Annotated in this window: 20 protein-coding genes, 1 tRNA gene and 1 pseudogene; 14 read left to right on the forward strand and 8 right to left on the reverse strand. The window is 64.8% G+C overall.

Translation table 11 applies throughout. From position 1 onward, the window contains the following. Window positions 1-176 precede the first annotated feature (176 nt). Entirely contained in the window at window positions 177-551 is a 375-nt protein-coding gene (locus ACQR1I_RS03890; RefSeq protein WP_434865909.1) for a thiol-disulfide oxidoreductase DCC family protein, read from the forward strand. Window positions 552-831: 280 nt separating this feature from the next. On the opposite strand, the gene ACQR1I_RS03895 is transcribed toward ACQR1I_RS03890, so the two are convergent. From ACQR1I_RS03895 to ACQR1I_RS03905, 3 genes are all read right to left on the reverse strand, one after another. Beyond that, entirely contained in the window at window positions 832-1,149 is a 318-nt protein-coding gene (locus tag ACQR1I_RS03895) for a hypothetical protein (protein WP_434865848.1), read from the reverse strand. Between the two features lie 453 nt (window positions 1,150-1,602). After that, on the reverse strand, window positions 1,603-2,115 hold the full coding sequence (locus ACQR1I_RS03900) for a hypothetical protein (RefSeq protein ID WP_434865849.1): 513 nt from the start codon (window positions 2,113-2,115) through the stop codon (window positions 1,603-1,605). 78 nt (window positions 2,116-2,193) lie between these two features. Further along, complete coding sequence (locus ACQR1I_RS03905; RefSeq protein WP_434865850.1) at window positions 2,194-3,144, reverse strand: OmpA family protein; 951 nt, start codon at window positions 3,142-3,144, stop codon at window positions 2,194-2,196. 464 nt (window positions 3,145-3,608) lie between these two features. Here ACQR1I_RS03905 and ACQR1I_RS03910 point away from each other — a divergent pair, with 464 nt between their 5' ends. Beyond that, entirely contained in the window at window positions 3,609-4,415 is an 807-nt protein-coding gene (locus ACQR1I_RS03910) for a lytic murein transglycosylase (protein WP_434865851.1), read from the forward strand. A gap of 741 nt (window positions 4,416-5,156) precedes the next feature. On the opposite strand, the gene ACQR1I_RS03915 is transcribed toward ACQR1I_RS03910, so the two are convergent. Next, window positions 5,157-5,996 (reverse strand): SDR family NAD(P)-dependent oxidoreductase, encoded by an 840-nt coding sequence (locus ACQR1I_RS03915; protein ID WP_434865852.1) that lies wholly within the window; start codon window positions 5,994-5,996, stop codon window positions 5,157-5,159. Window positions 5,997-6,143: 147 nt separating this feature from the next. On the opposite strand from ACQR1I_RS03915, the gene ACQR1I_RS03920 reads away from it, so the two are divergent. Further along, window positions 6,144-6,548: a response regulator gene (locus tag ACQR1I_RS03920; RefSeq protein WP_434865853.1), complete on the forward strand. Its 405-nt coding sequence runs from the start codon at window positions 6,144-6,146 to the stop codon at window positions 6,546-6,548. A gap of 137 nt (window positions 6,549-6,685) precedes the next feature. Here the strand turns inward: ACQR1I_RS03920 and ACQR1I_RS03925 are convergent, their stop codons facing one another. Beyond that, the gene (locus tag ACQR1I_RS03925) at window positions 6,686-6,883 is read right to left on the reverse strand and encodes a hypothetical protein (RefSeq protein WP_434865854.1); all 198 of its coding nucleotides are present in this window, start codon (window positions 6,881-6,883) and stop codon (window positions 6,686-6,688) included. 257 nt (window positions 6,884-7,140) lie between these two features. Between ACQR1I_RS03925 and ACQR1I_RS03930 the strand changes: the two genes are divergently transcribed. Further along, the gene (locus tag ACQR1I_RS03930; protein ID WP_434865855.1) at window positions 7,141-8,376 is read left to right on the forward strand and encodes a GGDEF domain-containing protein; all 1,236 of its coding nucleotides are present in this window, start codon (window positions 7,141-7,143) and stop codon (window positions 8,374-8,376) included. A gap of 19 nt (window positions 8,377-8,395) precedes the next feature. Then, complete coding sequence (locus ACQR1I_RS03935; RefSeq protein WP_434865856.1) at window positions 8,396-9,022, forward strand: peptidoglycan recognition protein family protein; 627 nt, start codon at window positions 8,396-8,398, stop codon at window positions 9,020-9,022. A 90-nt stretch (window positions 9,023-9,112) separates the two neighbouring features. Here the strand turns inward: ACQR1I_RS03935 and rpoH are convergent, their stop codons facing one another. Both rpoH and ACQR1I_RS03945 read right to left on the reverse strand, forming a co-directional pair. After that, a complete protein-coding gene (gene rpoH, locus ACQR1I_RS03940; protein WP_434865910.1) occupies window positions 9,113-10,012 on the reverse strand; it encodes an RNA polymerase sigma factor RpoH in 900 nt (299 codons plus the stop codon). 219 nt (window positions 10,013-10,231) lie between these two features. Further along, entirely contained in the window at window positions 10,232-11,212 is a 981-nt protein-coding gene (locus ACQR1I_RS03945; RefSeq protein WP_434865857.1) for an RluA family pseudouridine synthase, read from the reverse strand. Window positions 11,213-11,243: 31 nt separating this feature from the next. On the opposite strand from ACQR1I_RS03945, the gene ACQR1I_RS03950 reads away from it, so the two are divergent. Next, window positions 11,244-11,582, forward strand: coding sequence for a hypothetical protein (locus ACQR1I_RS03950; RefSeq protein ID WP_434865858.1), 339 nt, complete (start codon window positions 11,244-11,246; stop codon window positions 11,580-11,582). A gap of 209 nt (window positions 11,583-11,791) precedes the next feature. Next, window positions 11,792-11,866: transfer RNA gene (locus tag ACQR1I_RS03955), tRNA-Glu, on the forward strand. Between the two features lie 141 nt (window positions 11,867-12,007). Here ACQR1I_RS03955 and ACQR1I_RS03960 read toward each other — a convergent pair. Then, window positions 12,008-13,018, reverse strand: a pseudogene (locus ACQR1I_RS03960) (tyrosine-type recombinase/integrase); the annotation flags it as partial. Between the two features lie 752 nt (window positions 13,019-13,770). Here ACQR1I_RS03960 and ACQR1I_RS03965 point away from each other — a divergent pair. The 7 genes from ACQR1I_RS03965 to ACQR1I_RS03995 all read left to right on the forward strand — a co-directional run bounded on the left by ACQR1I_RS03965 (window position 13,771) and on the right by ACQR1I_RS03995 (window position 17,968). Next, window positions 13,771-14,004: a helix-turn-helix domain-containing protein gene (locus ACQR1I_RS03965; RefSeq protein ID WP_434865859.1), complete on the forward strand. Its 234-nt coding sequence runs from the start codon at window positions 13,771-13,773 to the stop codon at window positions 14,002-14,004. 184 nt (window positions 14,005-14,188) lie between these two features. Continuing rightward, the gene (locus ACQR1I_RS03970; RefSeq protein ID WP_434865860.1) at window positions 14,189-15,181 is read left to right on the forward strand and encodes a phage late control D family protein; all 993 of its coding nucleotides are present in this window, start codon (window positions 14,189-14,191) and stop codon (window positions 15,179-15,181) included. Between the two features lie 160 nt (window positions 15,182-15,341). Continuing rightward, complete coding sequence (locus ACQR1I_RS03975; protein ID WP_434865861.1) at window positions 15,342-16,184, forward strand: glycoside hydrolase family 108 protein; 843 nt, start codon at window positions 15,342-15,344, stop codon at window positions 16,182-16,184. A 16-nt stretch (window positions 16,185-16,200) separates the two neighbouring features. Beyond that, on the forward strand, window positions 16,201-16,590 hold the full coding sequence (locus ACQR1I_RS03980) for a hypothetical protein (RefSeq protein WP_434865862.1): 390 nt from the start codon (window positions 16,201-16,203) through the stop codon (window positions 16,588-16,590). Window positions 16,591-16,594: 4 nt separating this feature from the next. Continuing rightward, entirely contained in the window at window positions 16,595-16,984 is a 390-nt protein-coding gene (locus ACQR1I_RS03985) for a hypothetical protein (RefSeq protein ID WP_434865863.1), read from the forward strand. A gap of 194 nt (window positions 16,985-17,178) precedes the next feature. Beyond that, window positions 17,179-17,340 carry a hypothetical protein gene (locus ACQR1I_RS03990; RefSeq protein ID WP_434865864.1) on the forward strand — a complete coding sequence of 54 codons (162 nt, stop codon included), beginning with the start codon at window positions 17,179-17,181 and terminating at the stop codon, window positions 17,338-17,340. Window positions 17,341-17,533: 193 nt separating this feature from the next. Beyond that, entirely contained in the window at window positions 17,534-17,968 is a 435-nt protein-coding gene (locus tag ACQR1I_RS03995; protein WP_434865865.1) for a hypothetical protein, read from the forward strand. Window positions 17,969-18,064: the final 96 nt, after the last annotated feature.

Here is an 18,064-nt window from a genome sequence, read left to right on the forward strand (position 1 = left end):
GGAAAATGCTTATCCGCTGCCCGAATTTGACTTTTTCGTCATATGGTTGTCGCCGGAACGGCCGCCCGCCCGGAGCCAGCGCGGGAGGCGGGGGACTGTTGGCCATCTCCTCGATTTTGCCGGATCGGGGTGCGTTATCGGCCAGGCCTTCCAATCGCGACGAATGTCTCATGTCGATGCCTCAGCTCACCATCTGGTACAACACCCGCTGCCCGGTCTGCGACGCCGGTATCGACTGGCAGCGCAACAAGCTGCTGGCGCTGGTGAAGTCGGGGCGGGTGGCGTTCAAGGACATCAACGAGCAGCCGGAGGCGCTGGCCGCGTTCGGCGCCGACGTTGACGCCGTCCGCCGCCGCCTGCACGCGACCGACGAGGAGGGCGCGCTGATCACCGGCGCCGACGTCGCGTTGCTGCTGTGGAAGTTGACGCCGGGCGAGGGCTGGCTCGCCACGCTGTTCGGCAACCGGGCCATGCGGCCGTTGACGCGATTTGGTTATGACCGGTTTGCCGATGGCCTGTTCGCCTGGAACAAGTGGAAGGGGCATTGGTGAAGGCGTGCTCGATTGCGCCGCCACCGTCACCGCAATGACGGTGAGCTCCCCTCCCCCTTGCGGGGAGGGGTCGGGGGTGGGGGTCCACGAGTCCCGCTCTCGCTGGCGAGCACTGATGTCAGCTCGGCCGTCCAAGCGCATCGGGGGGCTTCAGACTGATCTGCGCGCGTCGGACATAGTAGGGCGCATCTCACTCAGTTCATCGCCCGGAGACCCCCACCCCCGACCCCTCCCCGCAAGGGGGAGGGGAGCACACCGCCATTTTGGCGAGCGCTCGCGCTTAACGTCTGCGCACCTTCACCCGCGCAGGCGCCCGCGTGCCGCCGCGCGGCTCCTCGTCATCGCTGCTGCCGAGCGCCATGATGGCGGTGCCCATCGCGGTCGAGCCGAAGGTGACGAAGAACGAGCCGAGCAGGAGGCCGATGGCGACGCCGGGCGAATGGTCGGCGAAGATCAGGTGGCGCAGGCCCCAGGGATCGAGCAGCAGCAGGCCGCCGACCAGCGCCACGGCCATGCCGAGGCCGAGCGCGAGATTGATCGCGAGCAGGCGAAACAGCGGAACCTGGAGCAGGCGGGGCGGTCGGGGTCTGGGTTGCATCGGCGATCTCCCGGGGGATCGTGAACGACGCAGGAATCGTAGCACCGATCGTGCCCGGCTCAAGGCCGGAGCCGCCCGGTACGGACATGGCTGTGGCGCGGTGACGGCGCGTCGTTTTGGGACAGCGGGCATGAGCGATCGGCGCAGGGCAGCGGGTCGTGGTCTGAGCTCCGCATCTCGAAAGAGCTGTCATCCGCACCGGCGGATCACGCCTGCGACGCGCTCTCCTTTCGTCATTCCGGGGCGCGCGTAGCGCGAGCCCGGAATCCATAACCACGACTGTGTGTTTGGCGAATGCCGGAGCGGCAGCCGTGTCTCATCACGACCGCTCGTGGCTATGGATTCCGGGCTCGTCCTTCGGACGCCCCGGAATGACTGAGCAAGGCGAGAGCGCTCGCCCATGAATGAAGGGATCTGAACCGACCAGCGGCCGCAGTCGTGCGACCTCAGCTCTCACGCAGCCGCGCCCTCGGCTACCCCGTGCTGCTTGGCGATCACCGTCTGCCAGACGCTGGCAATGGCGCGCTGGGTTTCCGGGGCGATCAGGCAATGGCCTTCATTGTCGAAGCCGCAGAACCGCGCCGCCGCATCGTGCCTCGTCTCGATCAGCGCCTTGTTGATCAGATCGAGCGAGGCCATCACCTGGCCGACGTTCTGCAATCGGGTGTGATGCAGGATGTCGATGAGGCGGAAGATCATCACCGGCGGCTGGCCCAGCGCGACGCCCGGGCGGCCGAACTCGAAGAACACGTTGACGGCCGGCAGCACGCCCTGGATGTGCGCCAGGATGCTGGCGGCATCGTCCGTGCTGCAGGCGACGAGATGCGCGCCCTGCACCGGCAGCGCGGGCACTGGCGGCGCCTCCGGGCCGAGCCCGAGCCCCGCCAGCACCTGATGCTCGATCCAGCGCCGCACCTCTGGGGGCGCCGAGCGGATCTGGTCGGCCGACAATGTAATCCCGATCATGGCGTCGTCTCCATTTCGGCCGCGAAGTCTAGGGAGACGCGGTGGCGTCGTCTTGACCAGGATCAAGCGGGCCGCGCCTCAGGGCGCCACCAGCTCGACGCGGCGATTGAGCGCGCGGCCCGCATCGGTCGCATTGCTGCCGACCGGGGCGAGCAGGCCGACACCCGCGGTGCGCAGCCGCGCCGGGGCGATGCGGTAGCTGCGTGAAAGCTCCGCGGCGACCGCCTCGGCGCGGCGCCGCGACAGTTCGAGATTGTAGTCGTAGCTGCCCTGGTTGTCGGTGTGGCCGACGATGAAGACGTTGAGCTGCGGCTGGTTGCCGAGCAACTGCGCGATCTGCTCCAGCGTCGGCCGGCTCTCCGGCTTCATGGTCGCCTTGTCGGTGTCGAAATAGATGCCGTAGAGCGCGATGTGGCCCTTGTCGCCGAGGCCCTTGGCCATCTCGGCAGCGCTGACCATCTTGTTCTGCATCGCGCCGAGCTCGGCGATGGTGAGCTGGGCGTAGATCTGTTGATTGTTCTGGCTGACCACCACGCTGGCATAGATCTCGCGGCCATCAGCCGCCTTGCGGCCGGCGACATAGCGGTAGTCGAAACCGTCGATCCACATCTGCGGCACGGGCAGCGCATCGATCGCTTCGGTGAACGGGATGCCGCCGCAGGCATCGGTGTCGCAGGCGATCAGCGGCTCGAAGCCGACCTTGGCGAGCTGGCCTTCGAAGTTGCGCGAGACTTCGAGGATCGAGGGACCGGGCGCGGTGCGATAGGCGATCTTGACGATGCGGCCCTCCAGGCGCCGCTCGTCGCTGGCCTTGCCGTCCTTGAACGGTGCCGCCTGCAGCCGCACCGCGTCGAAATCCTTGGCGACATAGCCGGTGATCACGCTGCCGGCGAAGCGGCCGATGCCGGGATAATCCTTGGCGGCCGCGGCATCGCCGGGCTGCGCGGTCGCGGGCGCCAGCGTCGAGCAGAACAGGGCCGCGACCAGAGCGAACTGCGCCAGGGCGCCGCGCCGGAAAATCAAATTCATGGAGACCTCTCCAGACTAAAGGGCAGGGCGATCGCACATGACGATCCGCGTTTGAGTTCGGCTCTCTCCACGCCGTCATGGCCGGGCTCCGTCCCGGCCATCCACGTCGCTCGGCATCCTGAGAAGGACGTGGATGCCCGGGACGGTGCCCGGGCATGACGATGTGGAGGCAGTTTAGCGAAACACTCAGATATTCATATGCGATAGCCCTGAGGCAAAGCGGGGCCAACGCGCGTGGCGTGCAGAAGGCGCGCACGATCAACGCGCGCGGAAGGAACGCGCCTCGAACAAGGTGCGCCTTGCATATGTGCCGTCGAGGTGGCGTTGCGTTCAAAAGGGACGAAGGCGCGATGCAGATCGGGGCAATCCCTGCCGGCTGGCCTGAGGCCGCCAAATCAGGCAATGTCGGGGCACCTCGTCGCCGGCTCGCCGTCATACGCTCTCACGCAGGGATCTCTCCTCTCATGCTGCTTGTCCGCTCGCTCGTCATTGCCGCCAGCCTCGCGTTTGCGTCACCCGCTCTTGCCGCACGCTGCGGTGGCGACTTCAACACCTTCATCGCGAGCATCTCCGCGGAAGCGCAGGGCGCTGGTGTCTCGGCCGGCACGATCAGCCAGGCGCTATCCGGCGTGACGGCCGATCCGGCCGTGCTCGCCTTCGACCGCCGCCAGCGCTACACCTTCAACAAGAGTTTCGAGCAGTACGTCTCGACTCGTGTCGGTGCCGGCCGCATCAATGGCGGCCGCGCCATGCTGCAGCGGCACGCGGCGCTGCTGTCGAAGATCGAGCAGCAATACGGCGTGCCGCGGCAGATCCTGGTCGCGATCTGGGGACTGGAGACCGATTTCGGCAAGGGCGACATGGGCAAGCTGCCGGTGATCCGCACCCTGGCGACGCTCGCCCATGATTGCCGCCGCACCGAGCTGTTCCAGGGCGAGCTGATGGCGGCGCTGAAGATCGTCCAGCGCGGCGATCTCACTCTGCGCGATCTCGTTGGCGCCTTCGCCGGCGAGATCGGCCAGACCCAGTTCCTGCCGTCGTCCTACATCAAATACGGCGTCGACTTCGACGGCGACGGCCGCGTCGACCTGCGCCACTCCACCGCCGACGTGCTGGCCTCGACCGCCAACCTGCTGCACACCAACGGCTTCAAGATGGGCCAGCCCTATGACGAGGGATCAGCCAACTTCGACGCGATGCGCGAGTGGAACAGGGCGGTGATCTACCGCAAGACCATCGGCTACTATGCGGATCAGCTGATGGGGCGGTAGGGGGGCGTCTCTGGATCGCCTCGCGTGCGAACATTGTTTGTGGCACGTCATTCCGGGGCGCGCGCAGCGCGAGCCCGGAATCCATAACCACAGCCGGCTGTGGTGAGATAGGTTGTCGCTCCAGCAATCGCCAAACGACATTCCGTGGCTATGGATTCCGGGCTCGCGCTGCGCGCGCCCCGGAATGACGAACTGAGAGACGGGCACATACCCGCCATGCGCAAATTGCCCGTCGTGTTGGTTTGTCGCATTCCGTCGGGCAACTCCGGCCTTGTCTCGTCGGGCAAATCAGGCGCACATTTCCGCTCGTCCTGGCCCGCCGGAGGGGCGTTTCGCGATCGTCACGAGGCGCGGGCTTGGGGTGCGATGGGCGTAGAGCTCCGCAGCGTGGCTTTGGCCGCGCCGACGAACGGAGCGATGCGCACGCCGAAATCGTGGCGTTCCGATACCCCGACGCTGGTATCAACTCACGACGAAGCTCAGCTTCGCGGGAGGATGGTGGCCAACAAGCCCGGCGCACCAGGAAGACCACGTATAAGGCGTCAAACCGTTGCGCAGGGAGGGCCGGGTCTGTCCGGCTGAACCTGTGGTAACCGCCGCGTGCATTTTCTTTCGCACGCGGGCCGCAGGCCTCAGCCGAGGCCTGGCTCTCCCTGCGCCCTCCATCTCGATGAGGGCGGGACATCAGCAACGCTCGGACGCATCAGCGCCGCGAGAGCGATTTCGGCCGAGGTGATCGCCTCACTTGTCCTGCGCCGCCGCCTTCTCCAGCCGCTTCGCCATCACCTTCCAGTAGGTCGCGGGCATGAACCGCTGCAACAGATCCATGAAGCGGGCGTCGCCACCGATCAGGATGCGCGGCTCGTTGCGCTCGATGCCTTCGATGATGCGCAGCGCCGCGTCGCGCGGGCTGGTCCTGGCGAGCCGCTCGAAGCGCTCGATCGACTGCACGCGGCGGGCATTGTCGGTCATGCCACGGCCGGCGCGGGCGTTGCGCGCGATCGCGGTCGCGACGCCGCCGGGATGCACGACCGACAGTTTGACCGGGCTGTTGGCCATGGCGAGCTCATGACGCAGGCTCTCGGAAAATCCGCGCACCGCGAACTTGGCCGCGGCATAGGCCGACTGGCCGGGCGGGGCGATGATGCCGAAGATCGAGGACAGGTTGACGACATGCGCCTCGCGCTGTCGCGACAGCTGCGGCAGGAAGGCGCGGGTGCCGTGCACGACACCCCAGAAATTGATGTTGAACAGCCACTCGATCTCGGCCTGGTCGATCTCGTGGAAGCTGCCGAACAGCGCCACGCCGGCATTGTTGATGACGATGTTGAGGCCGGGATGAGCGCTGGTCGCATCAGTGGCGAATTGCGCGATCGCGGCGGCGTCGCTGACGTCGAGCCGGTGCGTGGTGACCTTGCGGCCGCGCGGCGCCAGTTCGGCCGCGAGGCTTGCGAGGCCGGCCTCGTCGCGATCGGCCAGCGCGAGATCGCAGCCGCGCGCCGCCAGTTCCTGCGCCAGCGCGCGCCCGATTCCGCCGGCCGCGCCGGTCACCGCCGCGGCTGCTCCCTGGATTGCCGTCATCGTTCCTTCCCCTTGCTCGCCGGATCCCGCGGCCCGTTCCAAGAGCCGGAATATCCGCCAGTTTTTTACATCGGAACCGAACCATCCCGCTGTTCCGCTTTTAACTCACATTGCGTCAGCACTGGCACATTTCATGGAGGTCGATGCATGGGACAGTCGCAGCCGTTTCGCGCCACCGCGCTGATCGTGGAGGACGATCCCAGTCAGCGGGAGATGATCGCGCTGCTGCTGGAGGAGAGCGAGTACGACGTTATCGCGTGCGAGAGCGCGGAGGCGGCGGAGCTCGTGCTCAACAAGCCCGGCCATCGCATCAGGCTGCTGATGACCGACGTCAATCTGGCGGGACGCATGAGCGGCGTCGAGCTGGCGCACATCGCCAGGGCGCGCCATCCTGACATCAACGTCGTCGTGACGTCGGGCCGGCCGCTCTCGCAGCCGCTGCCGGGCGGCACGAAGTTCTGGAGCAAGCCATGGGCGCCGATGGACGTGCTGCGCGAGGCCGAGGTGACGCTGGAGCGCGCGCCGGAGGCCGGGAGGTCGTTCAGGGAATGAGGGCCGCGGCTGCCTGATGACTTGACGGATCCAGGCGGCCTCCCCATTTCGTTAAAATCGAAGGACGGGGGCCAGAGGGAGAAGGACGGGCCGGCGGAGAGGCCGGGTGGAAGCGGCGCTCCCACCCGGGAACGCAACTACTTCTTCTTGGCGGCCTTCTTGGTCTTCTTCGCCGCTTTCTTGGTGGCCTTGGCGGCCTTCTTCGCCTTCTTCGCCATGGAATCCTCGTCAGAGTTGATGGATTGCAAACGCGACTTCGAGACCTTGCTGGCGCATTTCAGCCATGCACCGGCCTCGGGGGATGATCCCAACAGATTCGCGGAGCTCTGCCTCACGCTGTCACCACGGCGCTTGCGCTTATCCACAGCTCGCTTCGCCGCCGTCGCCGTGCAGCAAGCGCACACGCGATGGGAGCAGGGTTAACGGCAGGCAAATGGTGTCTTCATTGTTTCAAAACCAAGGCGCAATCTTGCAGGAGCGTTTGAGAAAACATTAAGGGCGCCCCGCTCATGGTGCCGCCACATGCAGGGATGGTCATGAGTGCGGTGTTGAGCGGCAGTGAGGACAGGATCGGTTGTGTCCTGTGGTCGGGATGCTGAACGTTCCGACGCTGTGGACTGCGTTCGTGGTCAACTTTCTCGCGCTGGGCCTGATCTGGGCCTACGTGATGCGCAGCTATCCCAATCTGCCATCGGCGCGCTACTGGACGGCCTCGGCGCTGATCTGCGCACCGGCGGCGGTGTTCGCGCTGGGCGGGTTCTATGTCGGCTCTTCTCTGCCGCTGCTCGTCGCGAGCTCCCTGACGACGATGGCCATCTGCCTCGCCGCCATGGGCGTCGAGCGGTTCTACGGACGGCGCGCGTCGTGGCGCCTGAGCTTTGCGATCATCGCTGCAAGCGGGGCCTCGATCGCGTTCTTTCTGCATGTCTTCGACAGCGCCCCCCTGCGGATCCTGTGCTACTCGCTCGGACAGTCGATCCCGATGGCAATGGTCGCGCGGCTGGTGCTGGATTCGACGCGCGGCCCCATCAATCCGGGCGCGAGGCTGGCCGGGCTGCTCTCGGTCGTGATCATCGCGGTGTTTGCCGCGCGTAGCATCGGCGCTTTCATCGGCGCCGACATCAACTTCAGCCACTCGACCAGCGGCCACGCGGCCGCTGTGCTGGCGCTGATGTTCTTGTCGATGTCGCTCAATTTCGGCTTCCTGCTGATGGCCGTCGAGCGCCTGCGCAATGAGGTTGCGGATCTGGCGCTGCTTGATGATCTCACCGGCGTTGCCAACCGCCGCCATCTGATGCAGCGGCTGACCGAGGAATGCGCGCGGGCCGAGCGGTCGGGGCGGCCGTTTGCGCTGCTGGTGATCGACCTCGACGGCTTCAAGCTGATCAACGACAACCATGGCCATGCAGCCGGCGATGCCTGCTTGCAGCACTTCACGCTGATGGCGCAGACCCGGCTCAGGCCGGGCGACCTGCTGGCGCGCACTGGCGGCGACGAGTTCTGCATCCTGCTGCCGGCGTCGGCGTTGCGCGAGGGCACGATGATTGCGCGGCGCATTCTGCAGGTCTGCCGCGACGATGCGGAAGCCTGCGCCGGGGCGGATGTGCCGATCGAGGTCTCGATCGGCGTGGCCGAATGGACCCCCGACGTCGGCGCGTTCCCGGACCGGGTGATGGCGCGGGCGGACCAGGCGCTGTATGCCGCCAAGAAAGACGGCAAGAACGGCTTTGCCGTCTACCAAGGCGAAGCGGACGCGCCCACCCTGGCGCCCGAGCAGATCGAGGCGATCACCGCGCACCACCCAAGCCAGGATGCCGCGGCCGAGTAAGCGGTGCTATCGTTCGGCCATGAGGCCGCTCCTGTGCTCTCTCCACGCAGCGCTTGCGCTGCTGCTTCTTCTCTCTCGACCAGCGATGGCCGAGGATCTCGCCGCGCTCGCCCGCGCCTCCGGCACACCTGACATCCCCGGCCTCAGGATCGTCTGGCTGGCGCCGTGGGGCGCGCCGGAAAGAGCGCATCCCTGGACCAACATCATCGTCCACCAGACCGAGGGGCCGGCGGGGTCGGCGAAGGCGGGGGCGATGGCGCAGGCCAAAAACCCGAAACGGCGCGGCGTCACCCTGTGGGTGGAAACCGACGGCACGGTGTATTGGGCGGTGCCGGAAACCCTGGTGACGCTGCACGGCGACGGCGCCAACCGCAACGACAACCGCTATATCGACAACGCCCCGACCTATCGCAAGGTCGTGCGCGACAATTCCATCGGCGTGGAGTTCGCCGGCAACTATCCCGACGTCACCACCCCCGCCACCGGGGCCCAGATCGCCGCGTGGCGGATTCTCTCGAAGCTGCTCCGGCTGCGCTATGGGATTCCGCGGGAGCGGATCTATGCGCACAACTGGATCGACTACAAGGACGCCCGCTATTGCGAGGGCTGTGCGCTGGCCGAACTCGCCCGCGCTGTGCCCGACTAGATCTCCTCAACAAACAAGCGTCTCTCAACAAAGAAGCCGGCGTCTCCGCCGGCTCCGATCGCATCAAAAACCACCTTAAGCCGCGCGCCTCTAGTGCGCGGCCTCCAGGGCCGCCGCCTCCTGCTTGGCGATGGTGCCCTTGACGGCGGACTGCACCTTCTCGAACGCGCGCACCTCGATCTGGCGGACGCGTTCGCGCGACACGCCGAACTCGGCCGCCAGGTCCTCGAGCGTCATCGGCTCGTCGGCCAGCCGCCGCGCCTCGAAGATGCGGCGCTCGCGCGCATTCAGCACGCCGATCGCGCCGTTCAGCGCCTGCCTGCGGTGGTCGTACTCCTCGTGCTCGGCCATGATGGCTTCCTGGTTGGGCGAGTTGTCGACCAGCCAGTCCTGCCATTCGCCCGCTTCGCCGTCGTCGCGGATCGGCGCGTTCAGCGAGGCGTCACCGCCGAGGCGGCGGTTCATGTCGACCACGTCCTGATCGGTCACGCCGAGGCGCTTCGCGATCAGCTTGACCTGATCCGGATGCAGATCGCCTTCATCCAGCGCCGAGATCTTGCTCTTGGCCTTGCGCAGGTTGAAGAACAGCTTCTTCTGGTTCGCGGTGGTGCCCATCTTCACGAGCGACCACGAACGCAGGATGTACTCTTGTATCGACGCCTTGATCCACCACATGGCGTATGTGGCGAGGCGGAAACCCTTCTCGGGCTCGAACCTCTTCACAGCCTGCATCAGGCCGACATTGCCTTCCGAAACGACTTCGGATATCGGCAAGCCGTAGCCGCGGTAGCCCATGGCGATCTTGGCCACGAGCCGGAGGTGGCTGGTCACGAGTTTATGTGCTGCGTCGCTGTCGTCATGCTCGCGCCAACGCTTGGCGAGCATGTACTCCTCCTGCGGCTCCAGCATCGGGAACTTGCGGATCTCGGAGAGGTAGCGAGCAAGTCCGGATTCTCCGTTGAGAACCGGCAAAGTGGCTGTCCGGGCCATCGAGCGCCCTCCAGTTGGTTCAGGCCCCCGATAGCGGCGGGCCAGGCAAATCGGTCGCTTTGTTAAAGCCGGCCGGTTTGCGACGTTCCATGCGTCGACCATTCGACGCAGGCGCAACATACACCAAAAATCGTCCTCCGTGGAAGGATTCCGGGGGTCACGACCCCGTGTGGCCGCATTAACATTTTGACATGCTTGCACTTTTCTGAACGGCCTGCGTCATAGCGCCGCTCGCATTGCGTCGCCCAAAAGACGAAGATCCTCCGGCAGCCCCGATTCCCAGCGCAGAATTTCTCCGGTCCGGGGGTGTTCTATTACCAAGAGATAGGCATGCAGCGCCTGCCGCCCCAGCGATTCGAGCGCCGCCCGCGCCTGCGGCCCGAGCTGGTTCGCCTTGGTCTTGAAATGCGGGCCATAGACGGAATCGCCCATCAGCGGATGGCCGAGATGGGCGAGATGCACCCGGATCTGGTGGGTGCGTCCGGTTTCGAGATGGCAGGCGATCGACGCCGCCACCGGCTTGCCGTCGCGGCCGATAAAACTCTCCTGCACCTCGTAATGCGTGATGGCCTCGCGGCCCTTGGGGCGCACCGCCATCTTGTCGCGCGCATGCGGATGCCGGTCGATCGGCGCATTGATGGTGCCATGCGGCCGGTGCGGCAGCCCCCAGGCGAACGCCAGATAGCCGCGCTCCATCGCGCCGGTGCGGCCGTGATCGGCAAACTGCGCGCTCAAGGAAGCGTGCGCCATGTCGTTCTTGGCGACCACCATCAGCCCTGTCGTGTCCTTGTCCAGCCGGTGCACGATGCCCGGCCGCTTCACCCCGCCGATTCCCGAAAGGCTGGCGCCGCAATGCGCGATCAGCGCGTTTACCAAGGTGCCGGTCTCGTGCCCGGCGGCGGGATGCACCACCAGGCCGGCCGGCTTGTCGATGACGACGATGTCGTCGTCCTCGTAGACGATATCCAGCGGGATCGCCTCGGCCGCGGGCTCGGCGGCGACAGCCTCCGGCACGTCGATTGTGATCGTGTCGCCGGCCGTGACGTGATAAGCGGGGTCCCGCACCGCGCCCGAAGCGAGGCTGACCTGGCCGGCCAGGATCAGCGCCTTCAGCCGGGACCGCGACAGCTCCGGCAGCTTGCTTGCGAGCACGCGATCGAGCCGCGGCGAGCCTTCGTCGCCGGCGACAATGACCGTCATCAGACCGTGGGATTGTGAAGTCGAGATGTCCATGAATACTACCGTTGCGCCCGAGCCGTCCTCGCCCGAGCAGGCCCAGCTGATGGCGCGGCTGCGGCGCATGATGATGATCGCGGGCGTGACCACCTCGGTCGCGATCGCAGTGCTTCTGGTCGCCATCGGCTATCGCCTTTTCCGCGGCGATGGAAGCACGGCGTCAGGCCCGGACCTCACCGCCATGCTGCCGAAGGGCGCCCGCATCGTCGCGACCGGCACCGCCGGCGACCGCCTGGCCGTGACGCTCGACGTCGGCGGCACCACCGAGATCCGCACCTTCGACGCCAAAACCCTGAAACCCACCGGCCGCCTCCGCTTCGCGGTGGAGCCGTAAGGGCAGGGCGGCGCACCGCCATCCTGGCCAGCGCCCATCATGGCCGATCCTTTCGCCCCCCCGGGCAGTCGGCTCCCCTCCCCCTTGCGGGGAGGGGGCGGGGGTGGGGGTCCACACGGGGGCAGACATTTGAGCCCCCAGCTCCCTCACAAAAATCCCATCCCCCGTCTTGCGGCGCGGCGATTTCGAGGCTATGCGGTTCACCTCACGCTCCCTTCGTCTAGCGGTTAGGACGCGGCCCTCTCAAGGCTGAAACAGGGGTTCGATTCCCCTAGGGAGCGCCAGTTCTGCCTTACCCCCTTTGATTTTCTTCGGCTTTTGGTCGGTTTTCCCAAACCGGCAGATTGCGTTTGGGGAAGGTCGTTCGCCTTGTGTCCTTCAATGCGCGCCAGAGCATCGACCGCAAGGCTCGCCTGATCAGCCTCCTCGGTGTAGCGCTCAGCCTCCGCAAGAGTGGTGTGGCCAAGGACTGACATGATCATCTTTGCCGTCGCGCCAGCCTCTGCCAGTCGGCGGCCGGTTGCCTTCCGCAGGCCGTGTGGCTGACAACCAAGCGGCAGGCCTGCGTCAGTTATCGCATCGCGCATCCATTGGCTGAAGCCGTCAACGCTGAAGGACTGGCCGTAGGCGGTCGTGATGATCGACACGTGGTCACGCTTTGCGAGCGCCAAGGCCGAAAGCAGGTCACGGTGGAGCGGAATTAACAATCGACGTCCAGTCTTCTGCTGGGCGACGGCGATTCTGTTCTCTGGCGTAATGTGGGACCACGCCATGCGGACCACGTCCGATCGTCGCTGGCCCGTATTCAGGAACAGTTCGAAAGCCAGCCGCTGTTTGGTTTCCAGAGGCCACTTCTTGCGGAAAACCTCGATCTCGTCCTCGGTCCAAGATCTGATGCGCTGAAGCTTGGGTCGCTTTATCCCGAGCGACGGATCGTGCTTGATCCATCCGATGTTGATTGCGTGACGGATCAGAATGCGAAGCTTCTTGAGTGTATCGAGAGCCGCGCCGGGACGGTCGGCGAACGGCTGAAGAATGCCGGTGATGATTCGCTCGCGAGAAAGTCCAGCTACTGTCCGATGCCCGTGCTCGATTCTGATGGCCTCGAGGCGTCTGCCGTACCCCTCCTTGCTGGTCTTTCGGGGGCCAATGTATTCCGAGCTTCGCATATAAGAGGCGATCAACGCAGAGATTGTGCCCTGAACGGGCCGCCGGAGTTGGGGGCGCGATGATCTCACCTGACCGAGAAGGGCGCTTTGGTAGGCTGACATGAACTCAGGGCTGGTCGGATCATCCGGCAGGCGAATGCGCCGACCCTTGCCGCGCCGAAATGATAGGTATGTATGCCCCTTGACGTGATTGCGCTCAACGTATGGCGGCAACCTTCGAGGCATCGACATCGCTCCACGTCTCGTCAAGGCCAGGATCATTGCCATCTGGAGGCAGCAGATCAATGGCAGTATCCAGTTCTCGGACGTCCCATGCTTTCCGGCGCTCACCTAGGAGTTTAGGCCTTGGCATGCTTCCTGCTCGCACCATTTGATCAAACACGTTGGCGGAAACGCAGATGTAGGCGGCTGCCGCCTCGCGAGTAATGAGCCGCGGCTTGAGCGATGACGGGAGGGCCGTCTGCCTTGGCATCGATCGGATACCCTTCCCGAAGCCCTGTGCACCTGCCGGAAAAACGCCGGAGGACGTGTCTAGGCTCTGGATCAGGTAAGAGTGAAGGCCTTTGCGCCCTTCGGAAGTGTCATCGCGCTATCGGAAGCAAAAGGGTCGGTTCACGGGCTCTATCGCGGGTGCTCATCGTCTGCTTGCGGAGCGTCATCCTGCTCGGACACGAGGAGCTCGGAGACGCGAGATACAGCGTCCGAGTGACTGCGAATCATCCCGCTCCACGTTCTGCTTTCCCGCGTCTCGCCCCGAAGTGGACCTCCCAAAATCGTGGTGATGAAGCCGCAGACCGGGGCGGCGGCCACGGTGCGCTCGCACGCTAAGCTTGCGACTGTAATAACCACGTTGCCATGTTCTATCGCGGTCACTGCCACGGCACGACCCTGCGAATTCGGTTCGGCGAAACGACCTTGCGACACAGAACCTCCTCTTGGGCCGATCAGGCGTTACATACTTCAGTTGATACATACTATAGTTGATAAAAACCATGCGCGCAATGGGCTGACTTCTGCCCATGGACATGCGTCGGTTGGTTGGCCGCAACGTTCTGCGGATCCGAAAGAGCAAAGAAATGACTCAGGAGCAGCTGGCGGAGATTTCTGGCTTCAGCCAGCAGTACATAAGCGGCTTGGAGAAAGGGCAGCGCAACCCAACTGTCGTGACGATTTACGAACTGTCGGTCGCCCTCGATGTGGATTATATCGAGTTACTGAAGCCCGACGCTCGGTCGAAGATTGCGAAGGAATAGCGCGCTCTGCAACCGCTCGCGGACGCCGATATGCGAAAACCCTCATAGGCGCCGTATTGGACTCACTTACCTGGCCGCGGCAAGGAACAGGGAAGGGGGTACCTTCAAGAGAGGGGAATGCGGCATCGAGCCGCGTGGCAGTCTGCGGCGACGGCATGACGACCTACTCCTCTCTGGACCTGACATGGCGGCTGATCTCGCGATCTACCGTGTCATTGTCGACGGCAACGATATCAGCAACCTCTTGAATCCCATCCTGATCACGTTGCGAGTTCACGACGCGGCGGGCACCGCGAGCGACACCGCCGATATCGAGATCGACGACACCAATGGTCGCGTCGCCTTCCCCCGCGACGGGTCGTATATGGCGATCGACCTGGGCTGGCGTTCTCGCGGGATTGCCAGGGTGTTCGAAGGCACCGTTGATGACGTGAAGTCGCGCGGCGCTCGCGGCCAGGGCCGGACGCTGCACATCACGGCCAAGAGCGCCGACACCAGAGGCAAGACCAAGCAGCACCACGAGAAGCACTGGGATAAGTCGACGCTCGGCTCGGTGATGCAGGACGCCGCAGGCCTCGCCGGCGTCCAGATGATGGTCGATCCGGCACTCGCGTCGATCGAGCGCGACTGGTGGGGCATGACCGCCGAGAGCTTCCTGCATTTCGGGCACCGGATCGCAAGAGACGTCGGCGGGAGTTTCAAGGTGTTTGGTCGGCGCGCGATCCTGGTCAAGCGCAACGCCGGCTTATCGGTCTCAGGGAGCGTGCTCTCAACCGTCACCGCGCAGTGGGGCATCAACCTGATCGACTGGGATATCGCACCCGTGGTCGGCCGCCCCCGCTACGCCAAGGTGCGAGCCCGCTGGTACGACGCCAAGGAAGCCAGGTGGAAGGAAGAGGCTGTCGACATCGAGGGCCGCCAAGCGCAGGCCGAGGCGACCGTGCGCTTCACCAGGCCGGCAAAAGATGAGGCAGCTCGCGCGGCCGAGAACGGCAAGGGCGCCTCTGAGCGCAACAGGGCGAAGGTACCGTCCGGATCCTCGGTAATGTCAACGCCCAGCCCGAAGGGCTGTGCCTCATCACGGGTGCCCGTCCTGGCATCGGCGGCCTCTACCGGATCGACGTCGTCGACCACGAACTCTCCCGCTCGGACGGCTTCATCACGACGCTGTCGCTGAAGCAGCCGCAAGGCGAGGCCGGCGCGGACAGCCGCTGAGCGGCGCCTCAGGGCGTCGCGACAGACCCTCAAGCCAACACTCCTGAAATCGCGACGCGCAGCCAATCGGCCGCGCCAGCGATGCGTCACGCCCAAAAATCTCGCACGCAGAAAGGAAGCCAATGGCCAGAGCAAACTGGGACACCTGTGAACGGCTTGTCCGCAGTCACGAGGGCGGCAACGACGACGATCCCCGCGATCCCGGCGGCCGAACCTCGCGCGGCATCATCCAGCGTGAATGGACGCAATACGTCGCCACCCATCAGGATGAACGCTTGCCGATCGATGTCTGGAAGGCGCCGGATTCCGCCATCTCCGACATCTATCGCACCAAGTACTGGCTCAAGCTGCGCTGCGATGAGCTGCCTGCTGGCGTCGATTACAGCGTCTTCGATTACGGCGTGAATTCCGGCATCAGTCGCAGCGGCAAGGTCCTGCGCCGTGTCGTCGGCCTGCCGGATAGCACGGGCGCCGTGACCGAAGAGGTGCTGGCAGCCGTCGCGCGACGCGATTCGAACGCCGTCGTTCACGCCATCAATATCGAGCGATTGGTCTTCCTCAAGGGCTTGAGGACCTGGCCGGTGTTTGGCCGCGGCTGGGCCAGGCGCGTCGACGAGGTGAACTCTGCAAGCCTTCAAATGGCTGACCGCAACGGTCCCTCGACGCGGGGCGTCGGATCGAGCTCGCCCGTGCTCCAACTTGCGCCAGTTCCGGGCAAGGGCGTCGTGCCGGCGCCAGCAGGCGTGAGGAAGCTCATCGTCGCGTCAGGTGCCGCCGCGCCCGTCGCGGCCGGCGGCGGGTTCGCTGGCTGGATCGTTGCTCATCCCGTCGAAAGCGCAGCGCTCGGCTGCGGTGTGGCGCTGCTGGTCGGCGGATCGCTCGCTGCACTCAGCAGCTGGCAGCAGCGTCGGCAGGACGCGGGCACTGCCGCGACCTCGGTCGTTCCCGAACTCGTCAATCCCTGAAGTCGAGGAGAAACCCATGTTTGCATTCGCTTTGATCGCCGTCGCTGTCATCACCGTCTGCTGGTTCTGGATCCGGCCAATCCTGCGGTCCCGCCCAGCTCTTCACGAGCTCTACCGGAAGGAGGAAAGCCTATTCGCCGGTGTGCGCGAGAAGTTTGCAGGGATCAAGCAGAAGCTTTCGACTGCGGTTGTGATCTCGGTCAGCGCCGCCGTCAGTGTCTACGATTTCTTGGGTCCTGTTGTCAGTGGCGTGGACGTGAGCCCCCTTGCCGCGCAGGTGCCATCCTGGGCTTGGCCGCTGGCGCTGATTGCAACCACGGCGCTGTTCCAGTTTCTGCGTAATCTCGCTGACCACAGGCATGATGCGGAATTGGATGCCGTGACGACATTGGGACAGGCGGGATAGCGTCGTGTGGACCTGGTTGGCCAGCCTGATCGGCGGTCCCATCATCAGCGGCCTCATCAATGCCTACAAGGCGAAGCTCGACGCCGCCAACACGCAGGATCGCATCGCGGCCGACCTTGCGGCCAAGGAAATCGAGGCCGATATCGCCGCTCGGGCACAGGCGTCAGCGATCGTCATCGCAGAACAGGGCCGGTGGTACACCGCCATCATCCGGCCGCTGCTCGCGTTCCCCATCATCATCTATTTCTGGAAGGTGATCCTCTGGGACAAGGTGCTGGGATGGGGCAGCACCGATCCCTTGAGCGGCATGATCGCTGATTGGGCGGGGATGATCCTCACGGCCTATGTCGGCGGACGCTCGATCGAAAAAGTCGCGCGGATCTTCAGGCGATAGATCCGGCTCACCGGACCGGTGACGGACCACGTCCCGGAAGTCACTCAGACGTCATTTACCTTGCGAGGCCAATCGATGATCAGCGAAGACAATTTGCCCGGGAAGCGCAAGGCGCGCTTCGACCCTACCATCAACTACGGCCACGTCCTCACCGTGGTCAGCTTCGTCATCGCAGGGGCAGGGGCGTATTCGGGATGCGTGTCGAACTTGAAGGCGTCGATCAGCGCGTTGCCAAGATCGAGAGTACGCTGCAGCAGCTCGCCAGCGTGCTGGTCGTCACCGCGCGCCAGGACGAGCGGCTGATCGCAATCGAACGGCGGGTGGATCGGCTGGAGGAGTCGCCGCCACGAAGGTGACACTGCGAAGATCGATCGGAAGTGAATCGCCGGAGCGGCTTATGGCGGGTTTTGACCCATTGCGGACGTCGCCATGAATTGGCACCATCGTGCAATGATGACCATATCGCTTGCCGACCTTCGCACATGTGCCGTCTGTTGGGCCGTTTGCTGCGCGGCTTGCACAGGCGCAGTTGCCGCCACAGCTCCCTGCATGCCAGAAGCCATGCGGGCTATCACATTCGAGCATGTGCCGATCAATATCGATGCCCCGGTCATCGTCGAAGCGACGATCCAGGACGCAACGATCCTCAGCGACGACGGAGTCAGCCGGATGGTCGTAATGAACGCGCGGATCGATCGCGTGATCAAGGGCGATATCGATGCCAGAACCTTGAAGATTGTTGTCGACCCCAAGAGATGCACCCGCGCCGGCATTGGCCACGGCATTGTCCTCGGAAGTCTGAAAGACCATCCTGTGCACGGTGCAACGTTAGAAGCAGTTCAAGACAAAGAGATGCTCGCATGGTCCAAGGATTTTGCGCAGAAGCAAAGGGATCTTCTGAATAACGCAATTTGCGTGGAGAATGAGTATGGCTTCAGGGAATGCCACTTGGCCGGTGCTGGATCGGACTCGACCAAACGATAGTAGCGCATCTGTGCTGCTGTTGGCCCATTCCGGACGTTCCAGCCGGTTCGGGCCGAGGTCTGCTCCTGCGGCTCAACCGGAAGCAGGCGTCCGGCG

Source organism: Bradyrhizobium sp. HKCCYLS2038 (assembly GCF_051167655.1).
Taxonomy (GTDB): domain Bacteria; phylum Pseudomonadota; class Alphaproteobacteria; order Rhizobiales; family Xanthobacteraceae; genus Bradyrhizobium.

What these genes read in the sequence shown, in the direction of transcription:
- ACQR1I_RS03995 (WP_434865865.1), top strand. Translation starts at nt 17,534, where the DNA reads ATGCCAGAAGCCATGCGGGCTATCACATTCGAGCATGTGCCGATCAAT.
- ACQR1I_RS03975 (WP_434865861.1), top strand. Translation starts at nt 15,342, where the DNA reads ATGGCCAGAGCAAACTGGGACACCTGTGAACGGCTTGTCCGCAGTCAC.
- ACQR1I_RS03930 (WP_434865855.1), top strand. Translation starts at nt 7,141, where the DNA reads ATGCTGAACGTTCCGACGCTGTGGACTGCGTTCGTGGTCAACTTTCTC.
- ACQR1I_RS03890 (WP_434865909.1), top strand. Translation starts at nt 177, where the DNA reads ATGCCTCAGCTCACCATCTGGTACAACACCCGCTGCCCGGTCTGCGAC.
- ACQR1I_RS03895 (WP_434865848.1), bottom strand. Translation starts at nt 1,149, where the DNA reads ATGCAACCCAGACCCCGACCGCCCCGCCTGCTCCAGGTTCCGCTGTTT.
- ACQR1I_RS03900 (WP_434865849.1), bottom strand. Translation starts at nt 2,115, where the DNA reads ATGATCGGGATTACATTGTCGGCCGACCAGATCCGCTCGGCGCCCCCA.
- ACQR1I_RS03915 (WP_434865852.1), bottom strand. Translation starts at nt 5,996, where the DNA reads ATGACGGCAATCCAGGGAGCAGCCGCGGCGGTGACCGGCGCGGCCGGC.
- ACQR1I_RS03910 (WP_434865851.1), top strand. Translation starts at nt 3,609, where the DNA reads ATGCTGCTTGTCCGCTCGCTCGTCATTGCCGCCAGCCTCGCGTTTGCG.
- ACQR1I_RS03970 (WP_434865860.1), top strand. Translation starts at nt 14,189, where the DNA reads ATGGCGGCTGATCTCGCGATCTACCGTGTCATTGTCGACGGCAACGAT.
- ACQR1I_RS03950 (WP_434865858.1), top strand. Translation starts at nt 11,244, where the DNA reads ATGAATACTACCGTTGCGCCCGAGCCGTCCTCGCCCGAGCAGGCCCAG.
- ACQR1I_RS03980 (WP_434865862.1), top strand. Translation starts at nt 16,201, where the DNA reads ATGTTTGCATTCGCTTTGATCGCCGTCGCTGTCATCACCGTCTGCTGG.
- ACQR1I_RS03965 (WP_434865859.1), top strand. Translation starts at nt 13,771, where the DNA reads ATGGACATGCGTCGGTTGGTTGGCCGCAACGTTCTGCGGATCCGAAAG.
- rpoH (WP_434865910.1), bottom strand. Translation starts at nt 10,012, where the DNA reads ATGGCCCGGACAGCCACTTTGCCGGTTCTCAACGGAGAATCCGGACTT.
- ACQR1I_RS03905 (WP_434865850.1), bottom strand. Translation starts at nt 3,144, where the DNA reads ATGAATTTGATTTTCCGGCGCGGCGCCCTGGCGCAGTTCGCTCTGGTC.
- ACQR1I_RS03990 (WP_434865864.1), top strand. Translation starts at nt 17,179, where the DNA reads ATGCGTGTCGAACTTGAAGGCGTCGATCAGCGCGTTGCCAAGATCGAG.
- ACQR1I_RS03920 (WP_434865853.1), top strand. Translation starts at nt 6,144, where the DNA reads ATGGGACAGTCGCAGCCGTTTCGCGCCACCGCGCTGATCGTGGAGGAC.
- ACQR1I_RS03935 (WP_434865856.1), top strand. Translation starts at nt 8,396, where the DNA reads ATGAGGCCGCTCCTGTGCTCTCTCCACGCAGCGCTTGCGCTGCTGCTT.
- ACQR1I_RS03945 (WP_434865857.1), bottom strand. Translation starts at nt 11,212, where the DNA reads ATGACGGTCATTGTCGCCGGCGACGAAGGCTCGCCGCGGCTCGATCGC.